Genomic DNA, 14635 nt, shown 5'->3' with positions numbered 1-14635 from the left:
GCGCCCGGTGCGCCCCTCTCTCATGACAGCAGGCAAGTCATCTTTGCCGGCAGCGTGAAGCCGCACAGGCAACACGTGGCCGGATCCTTGTCACACCCCGTCCATACGGCTAAAAATGGGGCTGGTCGCCACCGTCGACTGGCCCCTATAATGGCCCCTTCGTTATTCCACAAGATGCCGACATGGAGCGCCTGCGCCTTGCTACTGTCCTCATCACCGACACAAGATACGAGACGATGAAACGCCTGATCCTGATGATGCCCCTGATTGCCTCCGGCTGCGCCGACTTTGCCTTCAACAGCAATCTGGACAAAGAGAACTTCGACGAGTACTTCAAGCCGGGCAGCGTTCAGATCTATGAACAGGGCCAGCTGGCAGATCTCAACTACCTCTACCTCGGCACCGTCGAAGGAGAGTCCTGCCAGAGCGATGCCAAGCAGCCGATCCCCAACGCCGGTGAGGCCCGCACCCTGGCCCGCCGCCGTGTGGCCGACATGGGCGGCAACGGCGTCACCTTCGACAAGTGCGCCGAATTCAGCGACACCCCGGGCTGCCTGAAGCAGGTGATCTGCTACGGTCAGGCGCTGAAAGTCGCCACCGAGAAATAAGCGTCAACTGCAAGGAGCCTGCATGGCACTGGCCATCGTTCGCCTCGGCACACCCCGCCTGCCCGACGAGGGACTGCGGATCGGCACAGTGCGCCGCCCGCCCCGCGGCGTGCCCAAAACCGAGTTTGCCAGCCAGGATTGGTACGACGTCTGGTTCCCCAATCTCGCCCCCAGCAACGACACCATGAAGCTGGGCCAGGCTGCCGAGACGCCCGCCCAGTGGAGCGCCTTCTGCAAACAGTACAAGGCAGAGCTGGCCACTCCCGCCGCCAGGCACGATCTGGCGCTGCTGGCCGCCCTCTCCCACACCACCAACCTGTCGGTGGGCTGTTACTGCGAGCAGGAGTCCCGCTGTCATCGCGCCATCTTGCGCGAGCAACTGACCGCCGCCGGCGCCGCCATGCGCGCCGAATAACGCCGCTCACATCAGACAGAAAAGGGCATCGAGAGATGCCCTTTTGCTTTGCTGCCGCACTTGTTGGCCCCTAGCGGACCAGCTGACGCAGCCGCGCCTCCTGCTCGGCGGTGATGCCGGTGGCCACCACGGCGTCCGGCGCGCCGGCCAGCCACTCGGCCACATCCGCCACCGTCTCCTCCAGCGGCCGAAAGTTGAGGCCCTGTACGATGGCCGCCTCGGCGCTGATGAGGCCATAGCCGGCATACTCGGGCTGCGCATTGGGCAACAGGGTCGGATAGCTCTGCCAGGGCTCCACCCCGGCGGCCAGCAGCGCAGGCCAGGGCGCCCATTCGGGCAGGATCGGGGTCGCGGGGGACAGCCTGGCGGCCAGGCGATCCACCCAGTCGCTCAGCGCGATACCGGGCTTGACCAGATTGAAGATGCCGCTCAATTGCTGCTCGGCGGCCCGCAGCACGAACTCGGCGCAGTCGCGCACGTCCAGATATTGCAACCGATCTTCCCCCTGCCCCGGCAGCAGCCAGGGGCCGCCCCGCTGCACCCGCGTGACCCACCAGGCCAGCCGGCCGGTGGGATCATGGGGGCCGCACAAGACGCCCGGGCGCAAGACGCAGAGCCGCTCGCCCCAGCGGGCACGATAGGTCGCCTCGCACAGCACCTTGAGGGGACCGTAATCTTCCGGCAGCTCCCCCTCGGCAATCTCGTGCAGCGGCGCCGACTCGTCCTGCCCGGGTTGGGCGAAGTCGCGATAGACACTGATGGTGGAGATGAAGATCAGCCGCTCGCAGCGCCCGAGCAGGGCGGCCGAGAGGCTCGCCGCCTGTTCGGGGCGATAGCAGCAGGTGTCGATGACCAGATCCCAGCCATCCTGATGGTGATGCAGCGGGGTCAGGTCCCGATCCCGGTCCCCCTGCAGCTGGGTGAGCTCGCGCCAGTCCGGATGCTGGCGCCGGCCGCGATTGAACAAGGTCACCTCGTGGCCCCAGTCCAGCGCCAGTGAGGCGAGATGGCGACCCAGAAATCCGGTGCCGCCGATGATCAGCAGTTTCATCCCTGTCTCTCCTGTGCGGCGCGGCCCATCCTCGATGGCCACGCCGGTTGTGCCGGCCCGCCCTGCCGACGGACCTTTCACTCTTCCTGCGCCCACCCTACGCAAGTTGGCGGCGTGATACAGCCTTCGGGCGGCCGGGATGGGAGCAAGATCACGGCAAGCGGGTACGCCTGCGTTTTAAGGGCTGCTGTGCTACATTGCCGGGGTTTTCAGTCAGGATCCGCCATGAAGTTCGAAATCGACACCCTGGGTATCATCCGCTCTCCCTACAAGGAGAAGTTCGCCATCCCGCGCCAGCCCGGTCTGGTCAAATCGGCCCGCGCCCGCCTCGAGCTGCTGCCTCCCTACGATCAGCCGGACGTGCTGCGCGGCATCGAGCAGTTCTCCCACCTCTGGCTCAGCTTCGTGTTTCACCAGACCATGGAGCAGGGCTGGCACCCGACGGTGCGCCCGCCACGCCTGGGCGGCAACGAGCGGGTCGGGGTATTCGCCACCCGCTCCACCTTTCGTCCCAACCCCCTCGGCCTCTCGGTGGTCGAGCTGCACGGGGTCGGCCGTGCGCGCGGCAAACTCTGGCTCGAACTGGGGGCGGTGGACCTGCTCGATGGCACCCCCATCGTCGACATCAAGCCCTATGTTCCCTATGCCGACAGCCTGCCGGATGCCCGCGGCGGTTTCGCCCCCGATGCCCCCACCCCGCCGCTGGCGGTGAGTTTCAGCCCGGAGGCAGAACTGCAGCTGCAACCCTGGCTCAAGGCCCATCCCGAGCTGCGCCTGCTGGTGAGCGAGGTGCTGGCCCAGGATCCCCGCCCTGCCTACAAAAAGGGCAAGCCGGATGACAAGGAGTACGGCGTCAGACTGTTTGACTGCAACGTGCGCTTTCGCATCAGCGAGCCCAACTGCCTGGTGCTCGCCATCGAGCCGGCCCAGTGAGCCAGCCATAAAAAAACCACCCGTGCGGGTGGTTTTTTGTCAGTCGTGATCCTTGTGCCTGAGGGCAATCTGGCGAAATTCCTCCTCGCAGGCGAGGAAGGCGTCGACGATGGCCGGATCGAAATGGCGGCCACGCCCCTCCACTATGATGGTTCTGGCTTGCTCATGGCTGAAGGCGGGCTTGTAGACCCGTTTTGAGATGAGGGCGTCGTAGACATCCGCCAGCGCCATCAGCCGGCCCGACAAGGGGATCGCCTCCCCCGCCAGCCCGGCCGGATAGCCGCTGCCATCCCACTTCTCGTGGTGAGTGAGGGATATCTCCCGCGCCAGCCGCAGGAAGGAGTTGGAGCCGAGCTGGGCTTCGGCGCTCGCCAGCGCATCGGCGCCAATCTGGGGGTGGCGCTTCATGATGGCGAACTCCTCGTCCGTCAGCTTGCCCGGCTTGAGCAGGATGGCATCGGGAATGCCCACCTTGCCCACGTCGTGCAGCGGCGCCGACTTGAACAGCAGATCGATGGTGGCATCGTCCAGCGGATAGCGCTCCCAGTCGCTGCGGCTCAACTGCTCCGCCAGCACCTTGACGTAGAACTGGGTGCGGATGATGTGGGCGCCGGTCTCGTTGTCGCGGGTCTCCGCCAGCGAGGCGAGCCCCAGGATGGCCACGTCCCGGGTCAGGTTGAGCTCGTCCTGGCGCGCCTTCAGCTCGCCGATCATCTGGTTGGTGCCGGCGGCAATCAGGCCGAACTCATCGTCCCGGATCACCGGCACCCGCGCCTCCAGATCGCCGCACTGCACCTGCGCCATGGCGCGAGTCTGATGCATCAGGGAGAGAGTCAGGTTGCGGCCATAGCCGCGAATGATGAGCCAGAGATAACCGAAGGTCACCACCATCACGAAGGCGATCTCCAGCAAGATGTAGTGCTGGGCATCGAGCCGCGGCAGGCTCTTGTCCACCGTGACCAGCCACTCCAGATCCTTGTTGAACAGCAGGAAGAACACAGCGCCAAGCAGGGTCAGGGTGGTGAAGGCGAACAGGGAGAACTTGCGGGAAACCGGCATGGCCAGCGGCTGGTTCAGCACCAGACAGGCCTGATGTTCCCGCAGCTTGGCCCGCTGCCAGTCCCGCTGCAGCGACAGATCCGCCGCCACCAGGAAGCCCAGGGTGCTCATCCCCAGCAGGATCTTGAGGTGGCTCTCCAGCGGAAAATCATACCGGATGCCGTTGTAGCCAGAGAGCAGCAAGGCCCCCAGCAGGTAGAAGCCCACCTCCAGCCCGAAGCCTCCCAGCCCCTGACCGGACAGCGTCACCTTGCGCAGCAGCTGATCGCGCAGGACAAACATGATGGCGAAGGTCACCAGCGCGGGCCCCAGCAGCTGGGGCAGCGTCAGGCTATCCAGAAACGGACAGACCTGCAGCCCGTAAAGACAAAACAGTGACAGCGTCACCCCGTAGTGAAGGGCGCAGCGCCCCGTGATCCTCTGCATGATTCCACCCAAACCTTATCGTCATGACGGCGGGGAGATGACCCCGCCCCTCACAGGCGCCGCAACAACAGGCTCCCGATCGAATAGCCGGCGCCAAACGAGCAGAGCACGCCGCGGGCCCCCGCGGGAAGGTCGCGATTGTACAGATGGAACGCGATAATGGAACCCGCCGAGCTGGTGTTGCCGTAGCTGTCGAGGATCACCGGCGCTTCCTGCTGGCTGGCATCGTGGCCGAGCAGCTTGCGGGCGATGAACTGGTTCATGGTCAGATTCGCCTGGTGGAGCCAGAGGCGGCTCAGGGAATCCGCCGCCCAGCCCTGCTCATCGAGCTGGCCGGCGATCTGGTCGCACACCAGCGGCAGCACCTCCTTGAACACCTTGCGCCCCTGCTGGCGGAACAGCTTGTCGTCGCCGTAACGGGTGCGCGGGCTGAGCCGGTTTAAAAAGCCAAAGTTGTTGCGGATGTTGTTGGAGTATTGGGTCACCAGCTTGCTGGCCACCAGTTGCCAGGGGTTGGCCACCTGGCAATCGGCCTCCCGCTCCAGCAGCACGGCGGTACAGGCGTCACCGAAGATGAAGTGGCTGTCTCTGTCTCGAAAGTTGAGGTGGCCCGAGCAGATCTCCGGATTGACCACCAGCGCCAGTTTGGCGCTGCCGGCCGCCAGCATGTCTGCCGCCGTCTTGATGCCGAAGGTGGCGGAGGAGCAGGCCACGTTCATGTCAAAGGCCATGCCGCTCGCCCCCAGATAGTGCTGCAGTTCGATGGAGAGGGCCGGATAGGGGCGCGGCATGTTGGAGGCAGCGACGATCACCAGATCTATTTCCCCCGGCTCGCGACCGGCGGCGATCAGCGCCTGCTCGGCGGCGGCCACCGCCATCTCCACCATGATGGAGGGCTTGTCATCGGGTCGCTCCGCCATCAATGGCTGCATGATGTCGGGATCCAGCACCCCCTCCTTGCTCACCAGATAACGGCTCTTGATGCCGGAGGCCTTCTCGATGAATTCGCTGCTCGAATGCTGTTTGGCGGGCAGCTGGCCGGCGTCGATGGCGGAAGCGTTCTCCTCGTTGTAGAGATCCACGTACTGGTTGAAGGCGGCCACCAGCGCTTCGTTGCTGACGGCAAAGGGAGGGGTATAGAGGCCTGAGCCACTGATCACGATAGAGGTCATCTTTGCTCCTCGCCGGGTTCACTCCCGGCTTGTTGGTCTGTTCGGGTAGAGAGGGTCACAGCTGGTCGATGGCCGCAGCCAGACCCGCCAGGGTCAGCGGGTGCATGCGCCCGCCGATCAATTCGTTCATCAACTTGATGGAGGGGTGCCAGAGCCACTCCCGCCGCGGGGTGGGATTGATCCACACCAGCTTGGGAAAATGCTGCTGCAGGCGGGCCAGCCACACCTGACCGGCCTCCTCGTTCCAATATTCGACGCTGCCGCCAGGCCAGGTGATCTCGTAGGGGCCCATGGTGGCATCCCCCACCAGGATCACCTTGTAGTCGCTGCCGTAGGTGCGCAGCAGGCGCAGGGTGTCGAAGCGCTCCTCGTGCCTGCGGGCGTTGTCTCGCCAGACAAAGTCGTAGAGACAGTTGTGAAAATAGAAGTACTCCAGGTGTTTGAACTCGTGGCGCAAGGCAGAAAAGAGCCGCTGCACCTCGGCCACGTGGGCATCCATGGAGCCTCCCACGTCGAAGAAGACCAGTAGCTTGACCCCGTTGTGGCGCTCGGGTCTGAGCTTCACATCGAGCCAGCCCTGCCTGGCCGTGCTCCGGATGGTGTCATCGAGATCCAGCTCGTCCGGGCTGCCCTGGCGCACCCAGCGCCTGAGTTTGCGCAGCGCCAGCTGGATGGCCCGTTGCCCCAGAGGGGAATCGTCGCTGAAGTTGCGATAATGGCGCGCCTCCCACACCTTGACCGCCTTGCCATGCTGGCCCTCTCCCCCCATGCGGATCCCTTCCGGGTGAAAACCGCCGTGGCCGAACGGGCTGCTGCCACCGGTGCCGACCCACTTGTCGCCGCCGGCGTGACGCTTCTTCTGCTCGTTCAAGCGCTGGTTGAGGGTCGCCAGCAGCTGATCCAGCCCGCCAAGGGATTGGAGCAACGCCTTCTCCTCGGCGCTCAGCAGCCGTTCGAACTCCTTGCGCAGCCACTCATCCGGCAGGCTCTCCGGCAACAGGGGGATGGCGGCTAACCCCTCGTAATACTCTGCGAAGGCGCGATCGAAGCGATCGTAGTGAGCCTCGTCTTTTACCAGCAGACAGCGGGAGAGCTGGTAGAACTCATCCATGTCGAGGCTGGCCAGCCGGGCAGCCAGCGCTCCGTGCAAGTCCAGCAGTTCGCGCAGGCTGCAGGGGAGCTGGTGACGGCGCAGATGGGTAAAAAAGTCGATCAGCATGGGTCAGCTGCCGCGTCTGGCCAGAAAAGCGAGCTTCTCAAAGAGATGCAGGTCCTGCTCGGTCTTGAGCAGGGCACCGTAGAGGGCGGGCACCAGCTTGCCTGGCTCGCGGGCGCGCATCGCCTCGGGGGCGATGTCGTCGGCCAACAGCAGCCGGATCCAGTCCAAGAGTTCCGAGGTGGAGGGTTTCTTGCGCAGTCCCTCTACTTCCCGCAGCTCGAAGAAGAGATCCATCGCCTCACCGAGCAGGCTCTCCTTGAGGTCAGGATAGTGAAGTTTGACGATGGCCTGCATCTCGGCCTTGTCGGGGAAGCGGATGTAGTGGAAGAAGCAGCGGCGCAGGAAGGCGTCCGGCAGCTCTTTTTCATTGTTGGAGGTGATGATGACCACAGGGCGCTGGCGGGCCTTGATGCGCTCGCCGGTCTCGTAGACGTCGAACTCCATCCGATCGAGCTCCTGCAGCAGATCGTTGGGAAACTCGATATCCGCCTTGTCGATTTCATCGATAAGCAGCACAGGACGCTGGTCGGCAGTGAAAGCCTGCCACAGCTTGCCGCGGCGGATGTAGTGGCCTATCTCCCCCACCCTGGGGTCGCCGAGCTGGGAGTCCCGCAGCCTGGCCACCGTATCGTACTCATAGAGCCCCTGCTGGGCCTTGGTGGTGGATTTGATGTGCCAGGCGATAAGCTCGGTGCCCAGATGGCTGGCCACGGCCTCTGCCAGCTCGGTCTTGCCCGTGCCAGGTTCACCCTTGATGAGCAGCGGCTTCTCCAGCACGATGGCGGCATTGACCGCCATCTTGAGCGCCTCTGAGGCGAGATAGCGATCGCTTCCTGCAAATCCCATAACGTCCATTCCTTTGACGACGAGAGACCTTTTCGCGAGGGAGGTCTCAATAAGAAAGAATAAGCTCTATATCTTGTAATAACATATTGTTATAACAAATCGTCACTTCTCATTCAGAAACCACAGGGTAATCTTGTTTCATCGCCGTAACAAACAGGGATAGCACCATGAGCAAAATTTTTGAGGACAACAGCCAGACCATAGGTCACACCCCTCTGGTTCGTCTCAACCGTGTTACCAAGGGCCGCGTGCTGGCCAAGATTGAGAGCCGAAACCCGAGCTTCAGCGTCAAGTGCCGTATCGGCGCCAACCTGATCTGGGATGCCGAGAAGCGCGGCGTTCTGACCAAGGGCAAGGAGATCATCGAACCCACCAGCGGCAACACGGGTATTGCTCTGGCCTTCGTGGCCGCCGCCCGTGGCTATCCCATCACATTGACCATGCCGGCCACCATGAGCCTGGAGCGCCGCAAGCTGCTCAAGGCACTCGGCGCCAATCTGGTGCTGACCGAAGGGCCGCTCGGCATGAAGGGCGCCATTGCCAAGGCCAATGAGATCCTCGAGTCCGAGCCCGGCAAGTACGTGCTGCTGCAACAGTTTGAAAACCCGGCCAACCCGGAAATCCACGAGAAGACCACTGGTCCCGAGATCTGGGATGCCACCGATGGTGACGTGGATGTGTTCGTGGCTGGCGTCGGTACCGGCGGCACCATTACCGGTGTCTCCCGCTACCTGAAACAGACCAAGGGCAAGGCGGTGGTCTCCGTTGCCGTCGAACCGAGCGAATCGCCGGTGATCAGCCAGCGTCTGGCCGGTCTTGAAATCAAACCGGGCCCCCACAAGATCCAGGGCATAGGTGCCGGCTTCATCCCGGGCAACCTGGATCTCACCCTGCTGGACCGTGTCGAGCAAGTAAGCAGCGATGACGCCATCGAAATGGCGCGCCGCCTGATGGAAGAGGAGGGCATTCTGGCCGGCATCAGCTCAGGTGCCGCCGTAGTGGCCGCAGCTCGCCTCGCCGAGCTGCCGGAGTTTGAAGGCAAGACCATAGTGGTCATCCTGCCGAGCGCTGCCGAGCGCTACCTCTCCAGCGCCCTGTTTGCCGGGGTGTTCAGCGAACAAGAGCTGCAGCAATAAGTGATCGGATTATTTCAAAACAACGGCGCTCCCAGGAGCGCCGTTTCTTTATGGGCTAGACTGAGCACTTGGCAGCGCCAGTCGACCCCTTATTTTTCGGGGTAAAATAACAAGCAAAGCAGTGACGAAAAAAGCAGACATTCTGTGATAAATCTCATATCCTGTGCCGCGTCACGAGGTGTTTGCCGACTAGGTATCACAAAGTAACAAAGTGTTATTTTTCGTTATAAAATAATTTCAGGCCAGCATTGACGCGGCTTGTAGCGCGATAACGGAAAAGAGTTGAGGCAGACACCGAATACTGCACAGAAAATTGACCTGGATTAAACCATTGCAGGTCTGATTTCGTTACTTTACAACATATCCATACTGACACGGTGCGAGAAGGAAGCGTCAAAAGCATCCCTCACACCAAAAAATATCAATAATATGGGGTGAAACCATGTACGAGAAGTCTGTTGTTATTACTGCTGAAAACGGCCTGCACACCCGTCCGGCAGCTCAGTTCGTGAAAGAAGCCAAAGAATTCCAAAGCGAGATCACTGTGGTCTCCGGTGGCAAATCCGCCAGCGCCAAGAGCCTGTTCAAACTGCAGACCCTGGGCCTGACCAAAGGCACCAACGTGACCATCCAGGCCGACGGCCCGGACGCTCAGAAAGCCGTTGAGAAGCTGGTTGCCCTGATGGACGAGCTGGAGTAATCCAGCTTTATTCCTCCCCCACAGTCGTTTTAATAGGAAGGATTATGATATCTGGCATTCTTGCGTCCCCCGGTATCGCATTCGGCAAGGCGCTTCTTCTGAAAGAAGATGAAATCGTTATCAATCAGGGCAAAATCGCTGCCGAACAGATTGATGCCGAAATCAACCGCTTCCTCGAAGCCCGCACCAAGTCAGCCGCACAGCTGGAAGCCATCAAAGAGATGGCCGGTCGCACCTTCGGTGAAGAAAAAGAGGCCATCTTCGAAGGCCACATCATGCTGCTCGAAGATGAAGAGCTGGAAGGGGATATCAGATCCTTCATCAAAGACAACAAGGCCACCGCTGACAAGGCCATCTACGAGGTCATCGAGCAGTACGCGAAGATGATGGCCGAGCTGGATGACCCCTATCTGCGCGAGCGCGCCACCGACTTCCGTGACATCGGCACCCGTCTGGTCAAGAACGTACTGGGCATCGCCGTTGTCAACCTGAGCACCATCGACGAAGAGGTGATCCTGGTCGCCAAAGACCTGACCCCGTCCGAAACCGCTCAGATCAACCTGAAATATGTGCTGGGTTTCGTCACCGACATCGGTGGCCGTACTTCCCACACCTCCATCATGGCCCGCTCCCTGGAGCTGCCGGCCATCGTGGGCACCAACGACATCACCGAGCGCGTCAAGAATGGTGACGTGCTGGTGCTGGACGCGATCAACAACCAGATCGTCCTCAACCCGACTGCCGAACAGCTGGCCAAGTTCAAAGAGATCCAGGCCCAGTTCCAGGCCGAAAAAGACGAGCTGGCCAAGCTGAAAGATCTGCCTGCCATCACCCTGGATGGCCATCAGGTCGAAGTGTGCGCCAACATAGGTACCGTCAAGGATACCGAAGGTGCCATCCGCAATGGCGCCGAAGGCGTGGGTCTGTACCGTACCGAGTTCCTGTTCATGGACCGTGACGCGCTGCCGACCGAAGACGAGCAGTTCAAAGCCTACAAAGAAGTGGCCGAAGCGATGCCGGATCAGCCGATCATCGTGCGCACCATGGACATCGGCGGCGACAAAGAACTGCCCTACATGAATTTCCCGAAAGAGATGAACCCCTTCCTGGGCTGGCGTGCCGTGCGGATCTTCTTCGATCGCGCCGACATCATGCACGCTCAGCTGCGGGCCATCCTGCGTGCGTCTGCCTTCGGCAAACTGCGCATCATGTTCCCGATGATCATCTCTGTCGAAGAGTTCCGCAGCCTCAAGGCTACCGTAGAGACGCTGAAAGCCGAACTGCGTGCCGAAGGCAAAGCCTTTGATGAATCCATCGAAGTGGGTATCATGATCGAGACCCCGGCTGCTGCCGTGATGGCTCATCATCTGGCCAAGGAAGTGGATTTCTTCAGTATCGGTACCAACGACCTGACCCAGTACACCCTGGCCGTCGACCGTGGTAACGAGATGATTTCCGCCATGTACAACCCGCTGTCACCCTCCGTCCTGACCCTGATCAAGATGGTTATCGATGCATCCCACGCCGAAGGCAAGTGGACCGGTATGTGTGGTGAACTGGCTGGTGACGAGCGTGCCACCCTGCTGCTGCTGGGTATGGGTCTGGATGAGTTCTCCATGAGCGCCATCTCTGTACCGCGTATCAAGAAGCTTATCCGCAACACCAACTTCGAAGATGTGAAGGCCATGGCTGATCAAGCGCTGAGCTTTGCCACCGCCGCCGAAATCGAAGCCTGTGTAGATAACTTTATTAAGCAGAAGGCAGTCTGCTAAGATCGGCTGCAAACAGCGACAATCATCTCTAGGAGCTTTTACTATGGGTCTGTTTGATAAACTGAAGAAACTGGTTTCCGATGACAGCTCTGATACCGGCGGCATCGAAATTTTTGCCCCGCTGTCAGGCGAAATCGTACCGATCGAAGATGTGCCCGACGTGGTCTTCGCCGAGAAGATCGTCGGTGACGGCATCGCCATCAAGCCGGCCGGCAACAAGATGGTTGCTCCGTGCGACGGCACCATCGGCAAGATCTTCGAGACCAACCATGCGTTCTCGCTGGAATCCGACTCTGGTATCGAGCTGTTCGTTCACTTCGGTATCGACACCGTTGAGCTGAAAGGCGAAGGCTTCAAGCGCATCGCCCAAGAAGGTCAACAGGTCAAGCGCGGTGACACCATCATCGAGTTCGATCTGGCCGTTCTGGAAGCCAAAGCCAAATCTACCCTGACTCCGGTGGTCATCTCCAACATGGACGAGATCAAAGAGCTGGTGAAGATGACGGGTGCCGTGACCGTGGGCGAGACCCCGGTGATCCGCATCAAGAAATAAGGCCGCCCGGGCAAGCGCCCGCCGCCGTACAAAAAACCGAAGCCCTGGCTTCGGTTTTTTTATGGGCGCCTTCCAGCTACTCCTTGCCGAAGACCACCTGGTTGCGCCCGTTGCTCTTGGCCTGATAGAGCGCCTTGTCAGCCACCTGCAGCAGGCTGTCGCTGCTCTGCCCCTCGCTTCGGGTGGCACAGCCCAGGCTCATCGTCAGGGAGAAGTTCTGCCCCTCCCACGCGACCACATGGCCGACAAACTGCCGGCGCAACTGCTCGGCCCGCTCGACCACAAGCTCTGCATCCACCCCGGGCAGGATCAGCAAGAACTCCTCTCCGCCCCAGCGGGCCAGGTGCTCCCCGGCTCTCAGCTGGCCGGTCATGATGCGGGCCACCTCGCACAGCGCCGCATCCCCGGCGGGATGCCCGTAGCGATCATTGATCTGCTTGAAGTGATCGATGTCGCCCAGGATCACCGAGAAGGGTTCTCCCTGCAGCCAGAGCGCCTGCAGTTGCTGGCCTGCAGCCCGCCGGTTGCCAAGCTCGGTCAGTGGATCGGTGCAGGAGATCCGACTCACCTCCTCTATCATGCAGTGCAGATCGTGAATGTCGCGCAGGGTCACTATGTGCCAGCCCGGCATGGCATCGGCTTTCAACTGGGCCGTGATGGTAAACCAGCGCTGCTGGCCGTTCTTGCAGTAAAGCAGGGCATTCATCTCGGCCACCGCAGCCCCGCTTGCCAGGCTGGTCATCACCGCCTGGTTCCAGCGTGAGATGGCCAGTGCCCGGCTCTCCTCGTCGCGATAGACGGTGGCAAACCAGCTGGCCATGTCGGGCAGATCCGTCAGGTCGTAACCCAGTTGCGTCACGAATGCCCGGTTCACGAACCTGTGATGGCGGGCGGGGATCTCCGACAGCCGGGTGGGGATGCTGTCCAGCGTCTCGCTGCAGGCCGATTCCGAGATCAGGATAGGAAACGGGATCACGTCGAAGGAGCGAAACAGGATCTGCTGCAGCTCGGTCAGGATCACGGGATCTGTGATGGTCAAGGTAATTCCCTTCACCTGTTGAGGATTTTATTAAAGGTAAATGAGGGGAGAAGAGGGGTAAAGCCCTCATTGAACTGGGCTGGGTGCCCGGTTCCCGGCAGCTGCCCCCCCTGCTCTGCGGCTTTGCATCAGCCGTTCGCCCCCCTGGCAGCCTCTCCCAGATGAGCGCAACCAGCTCTTCGACCGGCGCGCTGCCGGACTGTTGCAAATAACATGTTAAAAACACACAGAGATCAAGGTTTTGACACATCTTCGCAGTAACATGGAAAAAGTGGCCCGGAGGCAGGACGCCCACCCGATGAGACCACCCGTGATGCAATGCAAGCCCCGAGAAGGATACGAACATGTTGAAAAATACCGAACAACGTTATGGCAGCCTGAGCATAGGGCTGCACTGGTTGACCCTGCTGCTGATGATCGCCGTCTATGCGCTGATGGAGTTCAGGGACATCTTCCCCAAAGGGTCGGCCGGCCGCGACCTGATGAAGGAGTTTCACTTCATGGCGGGCCTGCTGATCCTGGCGCTGGTGGTGGTGCGTCTGCTGGTGCGTGCGAGCAGCCCCTCACCGCGCATCGTGCCCGAGCTCTCCCCCCTGATGCTCAAGCTGGCCAAGCTCGCCCACCTGGCGCTCTATGGCTTCCTGATCCTCACCCCGCTGCTGGGCTGGCTGCTGCTGAGCGCGGGTGGCAAGCCCATCCCCTTCTTCGGCCTTGAGCTTCCCGCCCTCATCGCCCCCGACGACGGCCTGAAGGGCATCATCAAGGAGCTTCACGAGACGCTGGCCAACATTGGCTATGCCCTGATTGCCCTGCACGCGGCGGCATCCATCTACCACCACCACGTGCTCAAGGACAACACCCTGACCAATATGCTGCCCGAGCGACGCAGTTAATCCCTTGTCTGCAGAGAGGGGCGTAGTCGCCCCTCTTTTGATCAGGCCTGTTTGGCCACCACCTCGACGGTATCGGCAGCCTTGTTTTTCCCTTCAGGCTGCAATTGCTTGACGTTGCCCTTGCTCTCGCCCTTTTGCTCCTCCTGAGACTGGGACTGGCCGACAAACTGGCCTCCCTTGCGGATGGAGAGGCTCCCGCCCTTGAACAACCCCTTCATCTTGCCGTTTTCGAGGATCTCCACCTCGCTCGAGGCGCAGGTGCCATCCAGGGTGCCATTGATGATCACGTGGGCGGCGCTGACATCCCCTTCAATCCGGCCACCTTCCATGATGCGTACCGTCCCGCCGTTCAGTTGCAGCGTCCCGACGAACTGGCCATACACATCCAGATTGCCCTCCACCTGCAACTCGCCCTTGAAACGGGCCCCTTTGGCGATCACCGTCGTCATGCTCCCCACCCCGACCATCTCAGACTCATTGCGCTTTCGTCCAAACATCTTGGTTTTCTCCACCATTAACAGCAGCACCATCAGTAGCAACGGCACTATGGGTAATTTGTAATATGCAGATCCCGCCACATAGAGCAGCAACGCCAGGCCCCAGCAAAACCAGATGAGATACAGCGCGTCACTGCGTGGCCGCATCGCGATGCGAGCCAGGATCCTTTCAGGCATCAATGTCATTGACCATTCCCTCTTGCGGGCAGATGGATGCAAGACCGGGGTCAACCCCTCACTCTCGTTTCCCGCGATACGCGGGCATGGACCTAGCTCAAGCGACCAGATTGCCAAAACTCTGAAACAAAAAAGCCCC

General features: G+C 61.1%; 15 protein-coding genes. 8 read left to right on the top strand and 7 right to left on the bottom strand.

All coding sequences use genetic code 11. From position 1 onward, the window contains the following. Positions 1-236 precede the first annotated feature (236 nt). Both rcsF and AB5Y94_RS14065 read left to right on the top strand, forming a co-directional pair. A complete protein-coding gene (gene rcsF, locus AB5Y94_RS14070; RefSeq protein ID WP_010633326.1) occupies positions 237-608 on the top strand; it encodes an Rcs stress response system protein RcsF in 372 nt (123 codons plus the stop codon). Positions 609-630: 22 nt separating this feature from the next. Next, positions 631-1023 carry a DUF488 domain-containing protein gene (locus AB5Y94_RS14065; RefSeq protein WP_005303108.1) on the top strand — a complete coding sequence of 131 codons (393 nt, stop codon included), beginning with the start codon at positions 631-633 and terminating at the stop codon, positions 1021-1023. Between the two features lie 70 nt (positions 1024-1093). Here AB5Y94_RS14065 and AB5Y94_RS14060 read toward each other — a convergent pair whose 3' ends face one another. Then, on the bottom strand, positions 1094-2074 hold the full coding sequence (locus AB5Y94_RS14060) for an NAD-dependent epimerase/dehydratase family protein (protein ID WP_368205863.1): 981 nt from the start codon (positions 2072-2074) through the stop codon (positions 1094-1096). 225 nt (positions 2075-2299) lie between these two features. On the opposite strand from AB5Y94_RS14060, the gene tsaA reads away from it, so the two are divergent. Continuing rightward, positions 2300-3007 (top strand): tRNA (N6-threonylcarbamoyladenosine(37)-N6)-methyltransferase TrmO, encoded by a 708-nt coding sequence (gene tsaA, locus AB5Y94_RS14055; protein WP_017786368.1) that lies wholly within the window; start codon positions 2300-2302, stop codon positions 3005-3007. A 39-nt stretch (positions 3008-3046) separates the two neighbouring features. Here tsaA and AB5Y94_RS14050 read toward each other — a convergent pair whose 3' ends face one another. From AB5Y94_RS14050 to AB5Y94_RS14035, 4 genes are read right to left on the bottom strand one after another with little or no spacing between them, the layout of a single operon-like run. Continuing rightward, positions 3047-4492 (bottom strand): HD domain-containing phosphohydrolase, encoded by a 1446-nt coding sequence (locus tag AB5Y94_RS14050; RefSeq protein WP_368205861.1) that lies wholly within the window; start codon positions 4490-4492, stop codon positions 3047-3049. Between the two features lie 50 nt (positions 4493-4542). Continuing rightward, positions 4543-5664: a beta-ketoacyl-ACP synthase III gene (locus AB5Y94_RS14045; RefSeq protein ID WP_368205859.1), complete on the bottom strand. Its 1122-nt coding sequence runs from the start codon at positions 5662-5664 to the stop codon at positions 4543-4545. A gap of 55 nt (positions 5665-5719) precedes the next feature. After that, positions 5720-6883, bottom strand: a complete 1164-nt coding sequence (locus tag AB5Y94_RS14040; protein ID WP_368205857.1) for a VWA domain-containing protein — start codon at positions 6881-6883, stop codon at positions 5720-5722. Between the two features lie 3 nt (positions 6884-6886). Next, positions 6887-7729, bottom strand: coding sequence for a MoxR family ATPase (locus AB5Y94_RS14035; protein ID WP_336290698.1), 843 nt, complete (start codon positions 7727-7729; stop codon positions 6887-6889). 167 nt (positions 7730-7896) lie between these two features. On the opposite strand from AB5Y94_RS14035, the gene cysK reads away from it, so the two are divergent. From cysK to crr, 4 genes are all read left to right on the top strand, one after another. Continuing rightward, on the top strand, positions 7897-8865 hold the full coding sequence (gene cysK / locus AB5Y94_RS14030) for a cysteine synthase A (RefSeq protein WP_005303122.1): 969 nt from the start codon (positions 7897-7899) through the stop codon (positions 8863-8865). A 442-nt stretch (positions 8866-9307) separates the two neighbouring features. Continuing rightward, positions 9308-9565, top strand: a complete 258-nt coding sequence (locus tag AB5Y94_RS14025; protein ID WP_005303128.1) for an HPr family phosphocarrier protein — start codon at positions 9308-9310, stop codon at positions 9563-9565. Positions 9566-9609: 44 nt separating this feature from the next. After that, entirely contained in the window at positions 9610-11337 is a 1728-nt protein-coding gene (gene ptsI, locus AB5Y94_RS14020; protein WP_005303130.1) for a phosphoenolpyruvate-protein phosphotransferase PtsI, read from the top strand. Between the two features lie 43 nt (positions 11338-11380). Beyond that, positions 11381-11890, top strand: coding sequence for a PTS glucose transporter subunit IIA (gene crr / locus AB5Y94_RS14015; RefSeq protein WP_005303134.1), 510 nt, complete (start codon positions 11381-11383; stop codon positions 11888-11890). Positions 11891-11966: 76 nt separating this feature from the next. Here the strand turns inward: crr and AB5Y94_RS14010 are convergent, their stop codons facing one another. After that, entirely contained in the window at positions 11967-12929 is a 963-nt protein-coding gene (locus AB5Y94_RS14010) for a GGDEF domain-containing protein (protein WP_368205855.1), read from the bottom strand. A 344-nt stretch (positions 12930-13273) separates the two neighbouring features. Between AB5Y94_RS14010 and AB5Y94_RS14005 the strand changes: the two genes are divergently transcribed. Then, a complete protein-coding gene (locus AB5Y94_RS14005; RefSeq protein WP_368205853.1) occupies positions 13274-13822 on the top strand; it encodes a cytochrome b in 549 nt (182 codons plus the stop codon). A gap of 41 nt (positions 13823-13863) precedes the next feature. Here AB5Y94_RS14005 and AB5Y94_RS14000 read toward each other — a convergent pair whose 3' ends face one another. Next, positions 13864-14505: a polymer-forming cytoskeletal protein gene (locus AB5Y94_RS14000; RefSeq protein ID WP_368205851.1), complete on the bottom strand. Its 642-nt coding sequence runs from the start codon at positions 14503-14505 to the stop codon at positions 13864-13866. Between the last annotated feature and the right edge of the window lie 130 nt (positions 14506-14635).

Origin of the sequence: Aeromonas sp. s5, assembly GCF_040907865.1 — a bacterium.
Taxonomy (GTDB): domain Bacteria; phylum Pseudomonadota; class Gammaproteobacteria; order Enterobacterales; family Aeromonadaceae; genus Aeromonas; species Aeromonas dhakensis.
Note: the sequence above shows the minus strand (reverse complement) of the source record. Positions and strands in the feature narration are given on the sequence as shown.